Genomic DNA, 17388 nt, shown 5'->3' with positions numbered 1-17388 from the left:
CGTCACTCCCCGAACAGTCCGCGGATCGCCTTTTGCTGTGAATCCTCTCTCATTAAGGATTCTCCGACCAATACAGCCTGCGCCCCGTGCTTGTTGACGAATTGCAGGTCAGCCAAAGAACCGATGCCGCTTTCACTGACCAGCAGGCAGCCGTCCGGTACAAGCTGCGCTATTTTTTCCGTTTGCGTAACAGAAGTACGGAACGTTTTTAAGTCCCGGTTGTTTATACCGAGAATGTCCGGCTGAAACACTTGTAAAATCCGTTCAAGCACAGTTTCACCATGGACTTCAACGAGAACGTCCATGCCCTTCTCGCGGGCTTCCAGATAAAGCTCATAAAGCTCTGAAGGTTCCAGCGCTTCCCCGATCAGCAAAATGGCATCGGCGCCGATCCTGAACGATTCCTCCACCTGAAGGGAATCAATAATAAAATCTTTTCTCAGCACGGGGAGAGACACGGTTTGTTTCACATCTGTCAGAAATTGATTTCTCCCCTGAAAAAAACGGGTATCCGTGAGAACCGAAAGGGCGTCGGCTTTAGCCGCTTCATAATCCGCCGCAATCGTTTCCGGAACAAAATGCTCTTTAATCAATCCTTTAGACGGCGAAGCTTTTTTCACTTCGGCAATCAGCCCGATAAAACGGTTCGGGTTCAGGAGCGCTTCTTTAAAGGATCTCCGTTCAATTTGACAGGTTTCCGGCAGCAAGATGGATTTGATTTCTTCTTTTTTCTGCTGAATGATTTGGTCAAGCATACATTTCTTCCTCTTTCTGTTTCAGACGTTCGAGCTGCTTTTTGGCATCTCCGTTTTGAATCGCTTCTAAGGCTGTTTTCGTTCCTTCTTTCAGATCGTTTGCAAGACCTGCCGTATAAATGGCCGCGCCCGCATTTAAGGCGGTAATATGCAGAGCGGATAACGGAGCTTTATTTGCAAAAATATTCTGAATGAGGAGCGCGCTTTCTTCCGATGAATTCACTTGAATATCCTTCAATGAACCTTCTGCAAAACCGAATTGTTCAGGTGAAACGGAATATTCCAGACGTTCACCGTTTTTCAGTTCAATGATATCGGTCGGTGCTGTGATGGACAGTTCATCTAATCCGTCACGCGCCGACACAAGCATGACGTGTCTGACATCAAATTGTTCCAAAGCGCTTGCCATCAGGCGCGCTTTATCAAATGAATAGACGCCGATCACCTGCCGCTTCACCTGCAGCGGGTTGCTGAGCGGGCCCAGCAGATTAAATACGGTTCGGAAGCCAAGCTCTTTTCTTGCGGCGGCGACGTGCTTCATTGACGAATGAAACAGCGGCGCAAACAAAAACCCCAATTGTTTCATTTCAATGCTGCGTTTGACGCTTTCTGGAGTGGCTTGAATGGAAACCCCCAGCTTTTCCAGCACATCCGCGCTGCCGCTTTTAGACGAAACGGAGCGATTTCCGTGCTTGGCAACTTTAGCTCCGGCGGCAGAAGCTGTAATCGCCGCTGCCGTGGATATGTTAAACGTAGAAATCCCGTCTCCGCCTGTTCCGCACGTATCAACGACATCCGCCAAGCCACCCGCCGTCTGTGCCCGCGCCCGCATCACTTTTACAAATCCGGCAAGCTCCTCCGCCGTTTCACCCCGGTGGGCTAATACTGATAAAATCCCGCCGATCTCAGACTGCGACATGTCCCCGTTCATCATCATCTCCATCAGCTTTTCGGCTTCTCCGGTTTTCAGCGTGCGGCCACTAACGCACGATTGCAGAAATTTGTTCATCCGTCTTCTCCTCCCCGCCAGAAAAGATGTCTTCTGCGATTTGAATCGTTTTTAGAAGCGCCCCCGCTTTGTTGCAGCTCTCTTCATATTCGGCTTCCGGGACGGAATCGGCGACTATTCCAGCGCCTGCCTGCACCGACGCCGTACCGTTTTTGACACTCATGGTGCGGATGGTGATACACGAATCAATTGACCCGTCAAATCCGATATAAGCGATACATCCGCCGTAGGTTTCTCTGGAAGTCGGTTCTAATTCATTTAAAAGCTGCATCGCGCGGATTTTCGGAGCGCCCGAGAGTGTTCCTGCCGGGAATGCCGACATCAGCGCATCAACCGGATGGACGCCCTGTTTTAAACGGCCGGTTACAACAGAGATGATGTGCATCACATGTGAAAAAGAAACGACCTTTGTGAATTCCGGAACGGCTACGGAACCGTACTCCGCAACTCTGCCGATGTCATTGCGCGCAAGATCGACGAGCATATAATGTTCAGCTTTCTCTTTTTCGTCATTCATCAGCTCTTTTTTCAGGCGTTCGTCCTCTTCTTTTCCGGCGCCCCTTCTTCTCGTTCCGGCAATCGGATGAATTTCCAGGTGTCTGTCATCCACGCGGATCAGACGTTCAGGCGAACTCCCGACAATGTCTCTGTCAGGCAGTTTGATATAGTACATATAAGGTGAAGGATTGATGATGCGGAGCACCCTGTACAGCTCAAATGAATGTCTGGATACCGGAATGTCAAACTTTTGCGAAAGCACCCCTTGAAAAATGTCTCCGGCTTTTATATATTCTTTCAGTTTATCGACGCCGGCCATAAACTCTTCTTTCGTATAATTGGATGTCACATCGGCAAAACTTGGCGTTTCAAATGTTTCTTTAGAAAAAAACGGCTCTTTCATATCTTTCGGTTCTGTCAAAATACCGATAAGCTTACGAAGCTCCGCGCAATTTTCTTTAAAAACGGCCCGCTTTTCTTCCTCCGTCTCCCAGCCGTTAAGCGCCGCATATTGAATGAAATGCACTTGTTTCGTTTCGTGATCGTACGCGATGATTTTCCGGCAGACAAACAGCATGCATTTTTCGAAATCTGTTTCTTTCGCGTGGCTCGGCACGGAAGGCTCAATCAAAGGAATCATGTCATAGCTCAGATAACCGACGGCCCCTCCCGAAAACGGGATATCAAGCTCGGGTGTTTTAATGCGGAAGCTTTCATTCATCCAATCAAGCACGGCTTTTAATTCTCCGGCTTCAAACAGCGTATGCCCGTTTGGATCAGCGGCAGTGAATGTGTGATGACTCTCCTTAATCGTGATAAAAGGATCAAGGCCGATAAAAGAGTATCTCGACCAGCTTGACGACTCATCCTTGCTTTCTAAAAGATACGTAATGTTTCTGTCCAGTTTTTCAACCATCTGAATGGGTGTGATCGTGTCGACCGTAAAAGTCTCTGCGATTGGAATGGTGCGGTGTGTCAGACTGTCCTTTAAAAATAAAGAAACATCCGATTGTAAATTCATGATTCTCCTCCTTACGGTAAGGAGAATGAGATGAAGAGTGAGAGGAGTCTTGCGTATAAGAAATAAACCCAAAAGAAAGGCTTCTTTTGGGCAGAATAAAAACGTGTTTATCTCAGCTCAGCTAAACTCATTCTCTGCTACCCTATTCTAAACTCAACTGTTCAATATCTTACTTACCAGCTCTATACACACTCTTGTGTATTTCTAAGCTTTGTTTATCGTATTACATGTCAGTATTTTTTGTCAATGATAAATCCGGCCTTAACACAACGGCTTTTTCTAAATAGACATGCTTGATTTCATCCTGAGGCATATCCGTCTGAACCGTCATCAGGACACGGATACACTTTTGCAGAGCGCCGGTGACATCCATTTCCTGCATGCACGTCACCGGGACGTACTGCCACCCGGAAAGGCGGCGGACCGCTTTTGCCGGAAATACGGAATGGATATCAGGCGTGGCGGATAACAGGATCTGCACAACGTCTTCCGGCTTGCATCCATTTTGTTCAATGATTTTTTCAAGCAGCTGCTGTGTTTTTTCTAAAATTTCTTGTTCGGTGTCTTGTTCCACCGTTGTTGCTCCGCGAATGCCGCGTATCATCATGCTGTTTCCTCCATTCGCCATTTGTTCAGCAAATTTTCGAGCTCATCTTTTGAAAGCATGCAGTCCCGCGCTTCGCCTAATTCTTTTAACACGATGAACTGTGTCATGCCTCCGCGCGTTTTTTTATCATTCATCATCCGGGCGGAAAGAACCGGCGTTTCAATATCTTGTCTTATGCTTCCCGGGTAGCCGAGCCCAATCAGCCATTGTGTGAGTTCTTTCCTGTTCATCTTGCAACCCGCAACCTGTTCACTCACGTAAAGGGCAAACTGCATGCCGAGGGCGACCGCATCTCCATGAGTAATCCGGCCGTAGCCGTATTCCGCCTCAATTGCATGGCCGAGCGTATGGCCGAAATTCAGAAAAGCTCTTATCCCCTCTTCCTTTTCGTCCTCACGCACGACGGCCGATTTGATTGAAATTCCTTTATAAATCATTTCATTCAGCTCAGCGCTTGTCAGTCCTTGCAACGTGTCAAACGTGAGAAGCTTTTCTAAAAAAGCATGATCGGCGATAAACGCGTGTTTGATCACTTCAGCCATGCCCGATCTCAGCTCTTGTTCTGGCAGGGTTTTCAGAAGCTCCGTATCGTAAATCACCGCTTTCGGCTGATAAAACGCGCCGATTAAGTTCTTTCCGAGTTTATGGTTGACGGCCACCTTGCCGCCGACCGCACTGTCATGGGCAAGCAGTGTCGTCGGCATTTGAATGAAATCAATTCCGCGCATAAATGTTGCTGCGCAAAAGCCGGTCAAATCACCCGTCACGCCGCCTCCGAAGGCGATCATACATGAGGAGCGGTCCATATGGAAAGCGATCGCTTCCGTTTGAATCCGTTCATACTCTTTTAGAGACTTCGCTTCTTCTCCGCTTGGAACGATTACTTTTTTCACGGGCCATGTTTCGCTTAAAAGCCGGAACATCTCATCGCCGTAAAGCCGGTCAACTTCAGCATCGATGACGAGAAGGATCTTTGTCAGCGGCCTGTTCAGTGAAGACAAAAGAGCAGCGGCCTGTTTCCTTATGCCTTCACCGATATACACGGGATATGCGGAGGAAGCTGTCCGAACCTCAAGCTCTTTCATCAGAATTCCCTCGATAGTTTTTTCATGTTTTCAACATTTTCTTTAATACGGTCGATCTGGTCAAGCCCGAATTGTTCTACGACGGCATTTGCGATTTCCCAGGCCACTGTAGCTTCAGCCACTACGCTTGCTGCCGGAACCGCGCAGCTGTCTGAACGTTCAATGCTCGCTGTAAACGGTTCTTTCGTTTCAATGTCGACGCTTTTCAGCGGCTTATACAAAGTAGGGATCGGTTTCATAACGCCGCGGACGACAATCGGCATTCCCGTCGTCATACCGCCTTCTAATCCTCCGAGCCTGTTTGTGGCGCGTGTATAGCCTTTCTCTTCATCCCATACGATTTCATCATGAACTTCACTGCCGTTTTTGCCGGCCGCTTCAAAACCGATGCCGAACTCTACGCCTTTAAACGCGTTAATCGACAGAACGGCAGCAGCGAGCTTGCTGTCCAGCTTACGGTCATAGTGGACATAGCTTCCGACACCGACCGGCATACCTTCGACGATCACTTCAACGATTCCGCCGATCGAGTCACCGTTTGCCTTCGCTTCATCAATGGCTGCCATCATTTGACGGCCTGCTTCTTCATCGTAGCATCTGACCGGTGATTCTTCCGTTACCCGTTTGAGATCCTCAATGGATGTGTAATCGGTTTTCTCTGCTTTTACGCTGCCGATTTGCAGGACATGTCCGGCGACTTTAATGCCAAGCTCCGCTAAAATCTTTTTAGCGACGGCTCCGGCAGCCACGCGAACCGTTGTCTCACGCGCGGAAGATCGTTCTAACACATTTCTCATATCGCGGTGATTATACTTAATAGCACCGTTCAAATCTGCGTGTCCCGGTCTCGGTCTTGAAATCTGGCGTTTCATTTCACTTTCTTCTTCTTCTGTAATCGGTGCGGCGCCCATGATTTTTGTCCAGTGAGTCCAATCTTTATTCTCTACAACGAGCGCGATGGGTGAACCGAGTGTCCGGGCATGCCGCACGCCGCTTGTGATCTTCGCTCTGTCCGTTTCAATCTGCATACGGCGTCCGCGGCCGTGCCCTTTTTGACGTCTGGCAAGCTCAAAATTAATATCTTCTTCAGTTATATAAAGCCCCGCAGGCACACCTTCTATAATTGTCGTCAGCTGCGGACCGTGTGATTCTCCGGCTGTTAAGTATCTCATTTCTTTCTTCTCCCTTCATCGCATTAACGCTTTTAAGTAAAACTATACCACAAGTTTTCATTAAATGTCTTCTATCTTTTTTGATAAAAAAATGTATCAGTGCTCTCAAGGCCGAATTTTTCCGGGCTGAAAATCTGCTCTGTGCTTCCGACAAACAGAATTCCGTTCTTTTTCAGGCTGCCCGCCATTTTCACATACAGCTCTTCTTTTGCTTTTTCAGTAAAATAAATAAAGACGTTGCGGCAGACGATCAGATCAAAATCCTGTTCATAGCTGTCGGCGAGCAGGTTGTGCCGCTTAAACCGGATGTTTTTTTGAATCTCTTGTTTTACTTGATAACTGTTGTCAGCCTGCTTGGTGAAATAACGGCTTTTCACGGAAGCCGGCACCTCTTGCAGCGAGCGTTCCTGATAGATGCCCCGCTTGGCTTTGCTTAGCGCCTTTTCATCAATATCTGTAGCCAATATATCAAATCCGGCCAGCCCCGTCTGCTGATTGAGAATCATGGACAAAGTATAGGGTTCCTCCCCTGTTGAACAGGCCGCACTCCATATTTTTAACGGTTTGTTATGCTTTATTAACGGAAGAATTGAGGTTTCAAGAATTTCCCACCGTTTATAATTTCGGTAAAATTCAGAAACATTGATTGTCATCCTGTCCAATGTTTCATTTAATAAAAGCTTGTCTTTCTCCAAAGCGGCGGCAAATTCCTGAAAATCTTTGAATCCCTTTTTTTCATAAAGGGACGTCAGCCGCCTTTTCATTTGTGCTTCTTTGTATAAAGATAAATCAACGCCGGTTATTTGTTTCCACTTGGTGATAAAAATTTCGTAAGGCTCCATTGCTTCTCTCCCAATCTCGCTGTCTTTTGTCCTAGTATAGCCTGTTTTCTTTCTAATTTGTACGATTTCAATAAAAAAATCAGCCCGCAGGCTGATTTGTGAGAAATGAAAAGACAGGGCAGCGCAGCCTCTGTCTTTCTTAAAATATGTAAACCTTTTCATAACAAGAGAAAAAGAAAGGCTGACGGCTTAGTACACCCAGTCGGCCATTAATTTTTGATACGGTACAAGCTCTTCCTGTTTGAAGAAAATGTCAATTTCCCGCTCAGCGCTTTCTAAGGAGTCTGAACCGTGAATGATATTTTTGCCGACAAACATGCCGTAGTCACCGCGGATCGTGCCCGGCAGTGCATCTTTCGGGTTCGTTTTTCCGATCAGCTGTCTTGTGATCTCTACTACATTTTCCCCTTCCCATACCATTGCAAATACGGGTCCTGATGTAATGAATTCCACAAGCTCGCCGAAAAACGGCTTCCCTTTATGTTCAGCATAATGGTTTTCAGCCATCTGTTCTGAAACTTGCATTAGCTTGGCTCCTGCCAATTGTAAGCCCTTACGCTCAAATCTGGATAAAATCTCTCCGATCAGCTGGCGCTGTACGCCGTCCGGTTTTACCATGATAAAAGTTTTTTCCATAAGATTCTCCACCCCATCATTATGTATAGGCTTTCAAGTTGCACACCGAAATCGTAACATCTTTCTGACAATTAATCAATCCAGGGCGGAGAATGTTCACATCTTGTTCGTAAAAGGAATTTAAAATTTCCGTTTGCCGATATATTTGGCGATGGCGGCCAATGATGAGCGCGCCCGTCCTCTCGGCAGTGTATTCAGTTTTTCAAACGCTTTTTTTAAGTACCTGTCACTGACGGCCATTGATTTTTCAATTGCGTCTGTGCGTTTAATATTTTCAATAATGGGGGCGAGCTGCTCCTGTGTTGTTTCACTGTTAATTAATTTCAGCTGATTTTTCAATTCAGGCTGACGGAGCGCGTACAAAACGGGCAGAGTGACATTTCCTTGCAGCAGATCCCCTCCGACCGGCTTTCCCAGTTCCTCTTCCGTTGAAGTGAAATCAAGAATGTCGTCAATAATCTGGTAGGACATGCCCACGTAATAGCCGAACCAATATAATGCTTTGTGAATCTTCTCATCAGCTCCCGAAGCGATGGCGCCGAGCTGGCAGCTGACGGCAATGAGAAGAGCCGTTTTCCGTTTGATGCGGCGCAAATAGGTTCTGAGGTTTTGTTCCATATTGTATTTATCTCTGATCTGTTCAATTTCTCCGAGGCATACTTCTACGATGGTTTTGGACAGGATCCGGTGGGCTTTCGGCTCATCCAATCTCGTCATCATCTCAAGTGAGCCCGCAAGCATATAATCACCGGTATACATGGCGATACGGTTGTCCCACTTGGCTTTGATGGTCGGTTTTCCCCTCCGCAGCTCGGCGTCATCAATGACGTCGTCATGCACGAGGGACGCCATATGAATCATTTCCAGCGTCACCGCAACATATTTTATTTTATTAATGTCATAGTCGCCGAACATGCCGGAAAGCAATACGAAAACAGGGCGGATCCGCTTGCCTCCCGCCTGGAGCAGATGGAGCCCGGCTTCACTCAGCAAGGGATAGTCTGACCGCACCGTTTGCTCAAGTTCCCTTTCGATCACATCAATATCGTCATTTAAAAAAGAATAGGCCATTTTAAATTTCATATCATTCACCCAAACATCTGTATATTCATCATTTCCAACCGATATGCGTAGCGGCCACTCCGCCGGTAAACGAATGGTATTTGACATTCGTCAGGCCCGCTTCTTCAAACAGACGCGCAAGTTCTTTCATACCGGGAAATTCTCTTGCCGATTCTTGAAGCCAAGAATATTCTTTATAGCTCTTCGCAAACATTTTTCCGAAGAAAGGCATGATGTATTTAAAATATAGAAAATATGCCTGTCTGAATCCGAACATTTCCGGCTGGGATGTTTCCAGACATACGACCTGCCCGCCCGGTTTAACGACCCGCCGCATTTCTTTCAGCACGGTCAGATAGTCGGGAACGTTCCGCAGCCCGAAGCCGATGGTGACAAAATCAAAAGAATCATCAGCGAAGGGAAGCTCCATCGCATTTCCGTGCAAAAGCTCAATTTGGCTGTAACCGCCCTCTTTCACTTTTTTCTCGCCGATGCTCAGCATATTTTTGCTGAAATCCAGTCCTTTGATTTCGCCGCTTTTTCCGGCTGCTTCTGCGAGGGCAATCGTCCAGTCAGCCGTTCCGCAGCAGACATCAAGCGCTTTTGCGCCTTCTTTTACATTCATGATCTGCATCGTTTTATCGCGCCATTTTTTATGGCTGCTGAAAACTGATAACAGAGTTCATTTGGTCATAATTTTTATAGATTTTTTCAAACACGCCGTGTACGCGCTGTTCTTTTGACTCCTGCATGTTGATTACCCTTCTTCCACTTTCTGATGATATGTTTTGTTCTGGCTGATCGCTTTAAGCCGGTTCAGCATGAGGTTTTGGATTGGTGAATTGAGCGGCAGCAGCGTTTCAATGCTTTGCTTTGCCTTTCGGAAGCTATCTTCCATTATGTCAGCCTTTGATTTCCCTGACTTTACAATATTGCCGATGACATCGAGAAATATAGCATTGCCGTTCATCAGCCGCTTATATACAAAAAAATCACTCGCCAGCTCTTTCCAGCGCGGAAGATTAAAGTGGTCTGACACTCTGTGAAACAGGGCCGCTTCCACAATCGCCATGCTTTCGATCAATTGATTCAAGTCATTGACAGACCGATCGTACAGACGGATTTTATGCTCATTGATTTCTTTAATTGCCGTAGCGAGCGTCCGAATCATATAGATATCCTTCATTTCAGATAAAAGCGAATAATACAGTCCGCTGAAATAGTCGCCGGCAAGCACGGTGAGCTGCCGGTTTTTATTTTCGTCTCGCTTTAACGCTCTGGCTGTTGTCACTTCATCGTGGGTATCAAGGGCGCTTTGGACAAGCATCGCAGTTACTATGTAATTTTCTCTGTCGTTGTTCTTAATGTCCGCCTCTTCAAACAAAGCGTGAAAAAGAAGAAGCTTATCCTCATCGATTTTAGGCGCGGAAATATGTTTCGCTAGATAAGGATGAGACAGCTTTTGTTTTAATTTCGTATTTAGATTCGCTAAAGTTCCGTAGATGTCTTGCAAAAATATCACCCTTGTCCCCAAATTCACATTTATTCTAATATGTATGAGATTTACTCGTCATTATTATACGCAGGTATCATTATAGCATAAAAAAAAGAAATTGGCTGTATTCTCCCGCCGTTTGCGGGCATTTGGCAAAAGCGGGAAACAGCCGGCTTATTTTTTTTCGCTGTTCATTTCTCCGTAAGCGGTCTGGATGAGGGCGTTGCCTCTCACTTTGATGGCAGAGGTATGCTCAGTAAACTGAGCGATAATCACTTCGCCTTTGTCCAGTTTTTCGGAATGGTGAAATTTCGTATCCGTTCCTCTCGTTAAACCGATGACGTTCACGCCGTCCTCGACCGCTTTAATGACGACAAAATCACTTGAATGCTTTGAATTCATATCTGCACCCTCTATCATTATTAATCCGCACGTTTAATATGTTCTAACACTTCGGAACGCGCCGCTGCATCATCTTTAAAAATACCTCTTACAGCGGAAGTCACTGTTTTTGCGCCAGGCTTTCTTACGCCCCTCATCGTCATGCACATATGCTCAGCTTCGACGACAACCATGACGCCGTGGGGATCTAAGGTCTCTACGATGCTTTCTGCAATCGTTGAAGTAATGCGCTCCTGCAGCTGCGGGCGTTTTGAGACGGCTTCCACCGCCCGCGCCAATTTACTCAGGCCCGTCACTTTGCCGCCGCGCGGAATGTAGGCAATATGCGCTTTTCCGTAAAAAGGAACAAGGTGATGTTCACACATGGAATGAAACGCGATATCTTTTACAAGAACAAGCTCCTCATGGTCTTCTCCGAAAACGGTTTTAAAGTGTTCTTTCGGGTCTTCATTTAATCCCGAGAATACTTCCGCGTACATTTTTGCCACGCGTTTCGGCGTATCTAAAAGCCCTTCCCGGTCCGGATCTTCTCCAATCGCCTCTAAAATCTGGCGAACCGCCTGTTCAATCTGTTCTTTATTAACTTCTTTCATTGTCTGTGTCCTCCACCATTGAATACATTTAATTTCGATTCTAGCACATTTGCCGCGCCAAAAGCAAAACGAAAGTCCTGCCCGGTGACCGGGGCTGCTTAAATATGAAAAGCCCCTTTATCAAGGGGCTTTTCTGTGAAGAAACAAAGTGTATGTATCAGATGCATACACGATCTATATTCACAATTATTTTCCTGCAACAGCGTCTTTAAGAGCTTTACCTGGTTTGAAAGCAGGTACCTTGCTTGCAGGGATTTCGATTTCTTCACCCGTTTGAGGGTTACGTCCTTTACGTGCAGAACGCTCGCGCACCTCAAAGTTACCGAAACCGATCAGTTGGATTTTATCACCGTTTTTAAGTGCATCTAAAATCGTATCAAAAACAGAATCAACTGCTTTTGTAGCGTCTTTTTTAGACAATTCGCTTGCTTCAGCAACCGCATTGATTAGTTCTGTCTTGTTCATGCCTTTCACCTCCTCCCAAAAGGGTATCAAATCAGCAGTTTATTATCATTTCTTCACAGTTCAGCCTGATTCTAAACCTGTCTGATAAAAAATCAAAGCAGGGAAGAACAGACAAGTAAACGGCTTTTCATAAGAAAACAGACACTTTGAGGAATGTTTGTCCAACAAAGTGAAGATTTTCTGTATGTAGAGTAACACATATAAAAAGCCATATCAAGCATTTTAAAGCCTCAATCCCTTGCTCGTCAAGGTTTTCACGTGTTTTACCGAACAAATATTCCTTTTTTTGCTTTTTTCCTCCTAATCCTTGATTGATTTCCAGTATCTAAAAAGAATAAAAAAAGACCCCCCGTTTCAGGAAGAGGTCCTTCAGCTTACAAAATAATGGCGATCAGGCCGCCTGAGCCTTCGTTAATAATTCTCTCCAGCGTTTCTTTCAGTTTGTATCTCGCATTTTCCGGCATGAGTGACAGTTTTGCGGAGATTCCTTCTCTTACGATAGAGCTCAATGATCTGCCGAAAATATCGGAATTCCAGATAGAAAGCGGATCATCTTCAAAGTCCTGCATTAAGTAGCGGACAAGCTCTTCACTTTGTTTTTCTGTCCCGATGATCGGTGCGAATTCACTTTCCACATCCACTTTGATCATATGAATGGACGGAGCGACCGCTTTCAGCCTTACTCCGAACCTTGATCCCTGCCTGATGATTTCCGGTTCATCAAGGCTCATATCGGTTAAGGCCGGGGCGGCAATGCCGTAGCCGGTCTGTTTCACCATTTTCAGCGCATCTGATACCTGATCATATTCTTTTTTCGCGTGGGCGAAGTCCTGCATTAATTCAAGCAGGTGGTCTTTCCCGCGGATTTCAACGCCGACCACTTCTTTTAAAATCTGGTCATATAGATGATCCGGCGCATACAAATCAATTTCTGCGACACCCTGGCCAAGTTCGATTCCGGCCAATCCGGCGCTTTCAATAAACTCAAATTCACTGAAGTGGCCGACAACCCGGTCGACATCGCGCAGGCGTTTAATATCTTTTACGGTTTCTTTCACTGATTCCTGGTAGCTCTCTCTGAGCCAATGATTTTCTTTCAGCACCATGACCCAGCTCGGAAGGTTGACATTGACTTCCAGCACAGGGAACTCGTAAAGCGCTTCTCTGAGGACGCTTAACACATCTGTTTCCCGCATGCTTTCAACACTCATGGCGAGGACGGGAATATCATATTTCGCGCTTAATTCAGCTCTGAGCGCTTCTGTTTCCGGGTGGTACGGTTTTACCGAGTTGATGACCATAATAAACGGTTTGCCGACTTCCTTCAGCTCGTCGATGACTCTTTCTTCCGCTTCCACGTAATCGCCCCGCGCAATATCGCCGATTGAGCCGTCTGTCGTAATGACGACCCCGATTGTGGAGTGTTCCTGGATGACTTTTCTCGTACCGATTTCCGCAGCCTCGTGAAAGGGAATCGGTTCTTCATACCAAGGTGTATTGATCATTCTCGGACCGTTTTCATCCTCATATCCCTTCGCCCCGGGAACCGTATATCCCACACAATCCACAAGACGGATGTTGACATCAAGTCCTTCCGCGACATGAACGGACATGGCTTGATTCGGGACAAATTTTGGTTCTGTGGTCATTATCGTTTTTCCTGCTGCGCTTTGCGGAAGCTCATCCTGCGCCCGCGCTCGGTCGGCCTCATTGCTGATATTCGGGAGCACCACAAGCTCCATAAATTTTTTAATGAATGTAGATTTCCCTGTACGGACAGCGCCAACGACTCCTAAGTATATATCGCCTCCTGTTCGTTCAGCGATATCCTTGAAAATATCGACCTTTTCCAAGTGATCCCCTCCCGGACTTCCTATCCTTATCATTTTTCATTCACCATTCTCCAATCAAATACAGGACACTATATGTGTATGACGTTGTCCTATTTCAATATGACATCTTTAGAAAATTTTCAGGCAGTCTTTTCTATCAAAATCAAAAAAACCTTTCTCCCTATTTGTATGCGCGGGAAAAAGGTTCATTCCTGTTTCGTTTGACTTTCTAAAAAAACGGGTTCCTGTTTTTCATTTACGGTGTATGTGACTGAAAAGGCCGGGACGAAAGGAGTCTCTTTCCATAAAATATCCTGAATTTCCGCGCCCGGTTTGATTTTCTTTTTGTTTTCCTTCAGGCAGCGGGCGAGATCGACGCGATAGTCGGCATAGATTTCTCCGTCAGCGCCGATTAAAAGCGGCAGAGACGTGCCTGAAACCGGACTTTTGACTGAAGGAGAGTCTTTCATGCCGAGCTTTTTTTTATTTAAAGTGAACAGGCCTTTTGAAACAGCGTCCTCATAGGGAGGATATGTATGCTTTTCCTGATACATTTTGACACGCAGCTTCATGTCGCGGATTGCTTCCGCCATTTGGAGATCGACCAGCTTGACGGTCGGCTTATTTTCCACATCGACAAGCACGTATTGGTACATTCCTCCGCTTTCATAAGCTGAGGCCGGCGGCTCCTCTATGTATCTGGGCGCGAGCCGCTTAAAATCTATCGGATATTTTTGATAGAGCGGTGTTTTCATATCTTTTGTCTGAATCGGCAGAAGTCCGCCGTTCGCCTTTTTAAATTCATCCACTGCCGCTTGCACCTGCTGAAGCTGATGTTTGTAAGATACTTTATTTTCAGTTTTTTTTGCTTCAGGGTACAGACAGCCCGACAGCAGAAGCACCGCCATTGCCGTTATGACGGCCATTTTTAACTTATGCATTCCGCGCCCCCTTTTGGCTTTATTCATTGACAGGCCCGCTGAAAACGACCATTAACACGATCAATCCCGAGATGACCATGCAGGCATAAGCGAGTGAAGAAACCGCTGCTTTTATCAGTTTGTTTTTCACTTTGTACCTGCTGACATAAATAGAGGCGACCGCAACAAACATTAATCCCATAGCACCAAGCGCAAACCACATTTTCATCAATGCCACACTCACGTTCGTGCCCCCCGTCCCATCATTGTAAGCGTTATATTTCATTTTAATATACAAATGTTGAAAAGATCAACAGGTTTTCCATCTATTGAAAAAACAAAAAAACTGAAGCAAAGAGGGGGACTTTGCTTCAGTCAAGTTGACTATATTCACCTGTACGTCTGAGATACACTCTCTTGGACTTCGATGCTATAGTATGCGTAGATGCGTACGTCTGCATCCTCTTCTGCCTAAATCAGCAAATGTTTTAAGCGATTTCAGCCGGAGAGTTCTGCGTTTTGGACTTTCGTCACTTCAGAATATGCTGACGGCATGTTATTGTCACTTCACCCGGTTTTCGAATGTGTTGACCAAGTCTTCCATCTCATGGGTTTTCACTCTGGCCATTAAGGATTCTACGGCCGTTTCTACCTTCTGCCCATTAAATAATACTTGGTGAAGCGCTTCTGTGATCGGCATTTTCACCTGATATTTTTGAGACAGCTGATACGCAGCTTTCGTCGTCCGCACGCCTTCAACAACCATCCCCATCTTATCCAGGACAGCTTCCAGCTTATATCCTTTGCCGAGCAGGTTGCCGGCGCGCCAGTTTCGGGAATGAACGCTTGTACACGTCACGATTAAATCGCCTACGCCGGTCAGGCCGGAAAAGGTGAGCGGATTTCCGCCCATCTTTGTGCCGAGTCTGGCGATTTCAGCAAGACCTCGGGTGATTAAGGCCGCTTTTGCATTATCTCCGTATCCCAATCCGTCTGTAATCCCCGCTGCAAGAGCGATGATATTCTTTAACGCTCCCCCTATTTCAACACCGATCATATCGGGATTTGTATAGACGCGGAAATGCTGGTTCATGAATAAATCCTGAACCGCTTCTGCAGCCTTGATATTTTTTGAAGATGATGTAACAGTCGTCGGGTGTCTTAATCCGACTTCCTCAGCGTGGCTCGGCCCTGAAAGCACGACGATGTCTTTTCTGTACTCCTCAGGCAGCTCCTCCTCCATTAATTCTGAAATGCGGAGAAGCGAATCCGGCTCAATTCCCTTGCTGACATGAACAAAAATCGATTGTTTCGGGATGTACGGCAGAGCCTTTTTCAGCACTTCCCGAATGGCTTTTGTCGGTACTGCCACAATGATGAAGTCAGCTCCTTTTAAAGCCTCGCTTAAATCGGCTGTCCCGATGATAGAACTTGATAGCTCCACACCCGGCAGGTAATCTTTGTTTTCATGCAGTTCGTTGATTTGATCGATCAATTCGGCACGGTGTCCCCACATCATGACTTGATGTCCGTTATCAGCCAGCACTAAAGAAAGTGCAGTGCCCCAGCTTCCCGCTCCAAGCATTGCCACTTTTTTCATCTCTGTATCACACCTTTTTATTTTCTTGCTCTTGCAAATATTTTAATTGGCGTACCTTCAAATCCGAAAGCGTCCCGGATTCGGTTTTCTAAAAAGCGTTCATAAGAAAAATGCATCAGTTCCGGATCGTTGACAAAAACAACGAAGCTCGGCGGCTTAACAGCGACTTGAGTCGCATAATAAATTTTCAGACGGGAGCCGTTGTGCGTCGGAGTCGGATTCATGGCCACCGCATCCATGATGACATCATTTAAGACATTTGTCTGCACGCGGAGAGAGTGATTTTCACTCGCTTTAATAATCGCAGGCATGAGTGTATGAATCCGCTTTGTCGTCAGTGCCGACATAAACAGCACCGGCGCATAATCGAGAAATTGGAAATGCTCCCGAATATTCTGTTCAAATTCTTTCATCGTGCGCTCGTCCTTATCAACGGCATCCCATTTGTTTACGATAATGACGACGGCTTTCCCGGCTTCATGGGCATATCCGGCGATCCGCTTGTCCTGCTCAAGGATGCCTTCTTCTGCATTCAGCACAACGCCGACGACGTCTGAGCGGTCAATGGCTTTTAACGCCCGCAGCACACTGTATTTTTCTGTTGTTTCATATACTTTACCCTTTTTTCTCATTCCCGCCGTGTCAACGATTACAAATTCCTGCTGATTGTAAGTGAACGCCGTATCCACAGCATCTCTAGTCGTTCCGGCTACGTTGCTCACGATAACCCGCTCTTCGCCGAGCATCGCATTGACAAGGGATGATTTTCCGACATTCGGGCGGCCGATCAGGCAGAATTGAACGACATCATCACTGTACTTCGTCTCCGGAATGTTTTTAAAATGCTCGGCACAAGCATCGAGCAAATCTCCCAATCCTAAACCGTGTGTCCCCGAAATCGGATACGGTTCTCCAAAGCCGAGCGCATAAAAGTCATAGATGTTCGCTCTCATTTCGGTATTATCTAATTTATTAACGGCTAATACGACCGGTTTTTTCGTCCGGTACAGTATTTTTGCCACTTCTTCATCCGCAGACGTCACACCTTCGCGGCCGTTCACCATAAAGATGATCACATCAGCCTCGTCCATGGCGATTTCAGCCTGCTGGCGGATCTGTGTCAGAAACGGCTCGTCTCCGATATCAATTCCGCCCGTATCAATCAGGTTAAAATCATAATTCAGCCATTCCGCCGAACTGTATATCCGGTCCCGCGTCACTCCGGGGGTATCTTCTACTATTGAAATTCTTTCACCCGCAATCCGGTTAAAGATTGTGGATTTTCCCACATTCGGTCTTCCGACAATGGCTACGACAGGTTTACCCATAGTACCCTTCCTTTCAATCCAGCCGCTTACATTTTCACAAAAAATTGTTCAACCGGTTATTAAAAA

General features: G+C 46.3%; 18 protein-coding genes and 1 pseudogene. All 19 read right to left on the bottom strand.

The features are described 5' to 3' along the window. Window positions 1–2: 2 nt before the first annotated feature. The 19 genes and pseudogenes from trpC to der all read right to left on the bottom strand — a co-directional run bounded on the left by trpC (window position 3) and on the right by der (window position 17322). Window positions 3–755 (bottom strand): indole-3-glycerol phosphate synthase TrpC, encoded by a 753-nt coding sequence (gene trpC, locus MJQ52_RS00620; RefSeq protein WP_172614785.1) that lies wholly within the window; start codon window positions 753–755, stop codon window positions 3–5. After that, window positions 748–1764, bottom strand: coding sequence for an anthranilate phosphoribosyltransferase (gene trpD, locus MJQ52_RS00615; protein WP_191073187.1), 1017 nt, complete (start codon window positions 1762–1764; stop codon window positions 748–750). The genes trpC and trpD overlap by 8 nt, the downstream gene beginning before the upstream one ends. Beyond that, entirely contained in the window at window positions 1736–3283 is a 1548-nt protein-coding gene (trpE, locus tag MJQ52_RS00610) for an anthranilate synthase component I (protein WP_191073188.1), read from the bottom strand. The genes trpD and trpE overlap by 29 nt, the downstream gene beginning before the upstream one ends. 223 nt (window positions 3284–3506) lie before the next feature. After that, entirely contained in the window at window positions 3507–3890 is a 384-nt protein-coding gene (gene aroH / locus MJQ52_RS00605; RefSeq protein WP_070082038.1) for a chorismate mutase, read from the bottom strand. Then, window positions 3887–4975, bottom strand: a complete 1089-nt coding sequence (aroB, locus tag MJQ52_RS00600) for a 3-dehydroquinate synthase (protein WP_176283404.1) — start codon at window positions 4973–4975, stop codon at window positions 3887–3889. The genes aroH and aroB overlap by 4 nt, the downstream gene beginning before the upstream one ends. Beyond that, window positions 4975–6147, bottom strand: a complete 1173-nt coding sequence (gene aroC / locus MJQ52_RS00595; protein ID WP_191073189.1) for a chorismate synthase — start codon at window positions 6145–6147, stop codon at window positions 4975–4977. The genes aroB and aroC overlap by 1 nt, the downstream gene beginning before the upstream one ends. Before the next feature lie 71 nt (window positions 6148–6218). Next, window positions 6219–6989 carry a protein-glutamate O-methyltransferase gene (locus MJQ52_RS00590; RefSeq protein WP_191073190.1) on the bottom strand — a complete coding sequence of 257 codons (771 nt, stop codon included), beginning with the start codon at window positions 6987–6989 and terminating at the stop codon, window positions 6219–6221. A 189-nt stretch (window positions 6990–7178) separates the two neighbouring features. Further along, window positions 7179–7625 (bottom strand): nucleoside-diphosphate kinase, encoded by a 447-nt coding sequence (ndk, locus tag MJQ52_RS00585; protein WP_003153455.1) that lies wholly within the window; start codon window positions 7623–7625, stop codon window positions 7179–7181. Between the two features lie 120 nt (window positions 7626–7745). Continuing rightward, window positions 7746–8708 carry a heptaprenyl diphosphate synthase component II gene (hepT, locus tag MJQ52_RS00580; RefSeq protein WP_003153454.1) on the bottom strand — a complete coding sequence of 321 codons (963 nt, stop codon included), beginning with the start codon at window positions 8706–8708 and terminating at the stop codon, window positions 7746–7748. 28 nt (window positions 8709–8736) lie between these two features. Further along, window positions 8737–9439 (bottom strand): annotated as a pseudogene (gene menG, locus MJQ52_RS00575) (demethylmenaquinone methyltransferase). Window positions 9440–9444: 5 nt separating this feature from the next. Then, a complete protein-coding gene (gene hepS, locus MJQ52_RS00570) occupies window positions 9445–10200 on the bottom strand; it encodes a heptaprenyl diphosphate synthase component 1 (RefSeq protein ID WP_191073191.1) in 756 nt (251 codons plus the stop codon). Window positions 10201–10356: 156 nt separating this feature from the next. Continuing rightward, window positions 10357–10584: a trp RNA-binding attenuation protein MtrB gene (gene mtrB, locus MJQ52_RS00565; RefSeq protein ID WP_003153449.1), complete on the bottom strand. Its 228-nt coding sequence runs from the start codon at window positions 10582–10584 to the stop codon at window positions 10357–10359. A gap of 20 nt (window positions 10585–10604) precedes the next feature. Next, window positions 10605–11177: a GTP cyclohydrolase I FolE gene (gene folE / locus MJQ52_RS00560; RefSeq protein WP_003153448.1), complete on the bottom strand. Its 573-nt coding sequence runs from the start codon at window positions 11175–11177 to the stop codon at window positions 10605–10607. A 186-nt stretch (window positions 11178–11363) separates the two neighbouring features. Continuing rightward, window positions 11364–11642, bottom strand: a complete 279-nt coding sequence (gene hbs, locus MJQ52_RS00555; RefSeq protein WP_003153447.1) for a non-specific DNA-binding protein Hbs — start codon at window positions 11640–11642, stop codon at window positions 11364–11366. Window positions 11643–12016: 374 nt separating this feature from the next. Then, entirely contained in the window at window positions 12017–13495 is a 1479-nt protein-coding gene (gene spoIVA / locus MJQ52_RS00550; RefSeq protein WP_003153438.1) for a stage IV sporulation protein A, read from the bottom strand. Between the two features lie 185 nt (window positions 13496–13680). Continuing rightward, window positions 13681–14415 carry a hypothetical protein gene (locus MJQ52_RS00545; RefSeq protein ID WP_003153436.1) on the bottom strand — a complete coding sequence of 245 codons (735 nt, stop codon included), beginning with the start codon at window positions 14413–14415 and terminating at the stop codon, window positions 13681–13683. Between the two features lie 19 nt (window positions 14416–14434). Further along, window positions 14435–14638: a DUF2768 domain-containing protein gene (locus MJQ52_RS00540; RefSeq protein WP_003153435.1), complete on the bottom strand. Its 204-nt coding sequence runs from the start codon at window positions 14636–14638 to the stop codon at window positions 14435–14437. 318 nt (window positions 14639–14956) lie between these two features. After that, window positions 14957–15994 carry an NAD(P)H-dependent glycerol-3-phosphate dehydrogenase gene (locus MJQ52_RS00535; RefSeq protein WP_003153434.1) on the bottom strand — a complete coding sequence of 346 codons (1038 nt, stop codon included), beginning with the start codon at window positions 15992–15994 and terminating at the stop codon, window positions 14957–14959. A gap of 17 nt (window positions 15995–16011) precedes the next feature. Beyond that, complete coding sequence (der, locus tag MJQ52_RS00530) at window positions 16012–17322, bottom strand: ribosome biogenesis GTPase Der (protein WP_003153433.1); 1311 nt, start codon at window positions 17320–17322, stop codon at window positions 16012–16014. Between the last annotated feature and the right edge of the window lie 66 nt (window positions 17323–17388).

This window comes from Bacillus sp. jun7 (assembly GCF_051034795.1).
GTDB lineage: Bacteria > Bacillota > Bacilli > Bacillales > Bacillaceae > Bacillus > Bacillus velezensis.
This window is presented reverse-complemented; position numbering and strand designations above follow the sequence as displayed.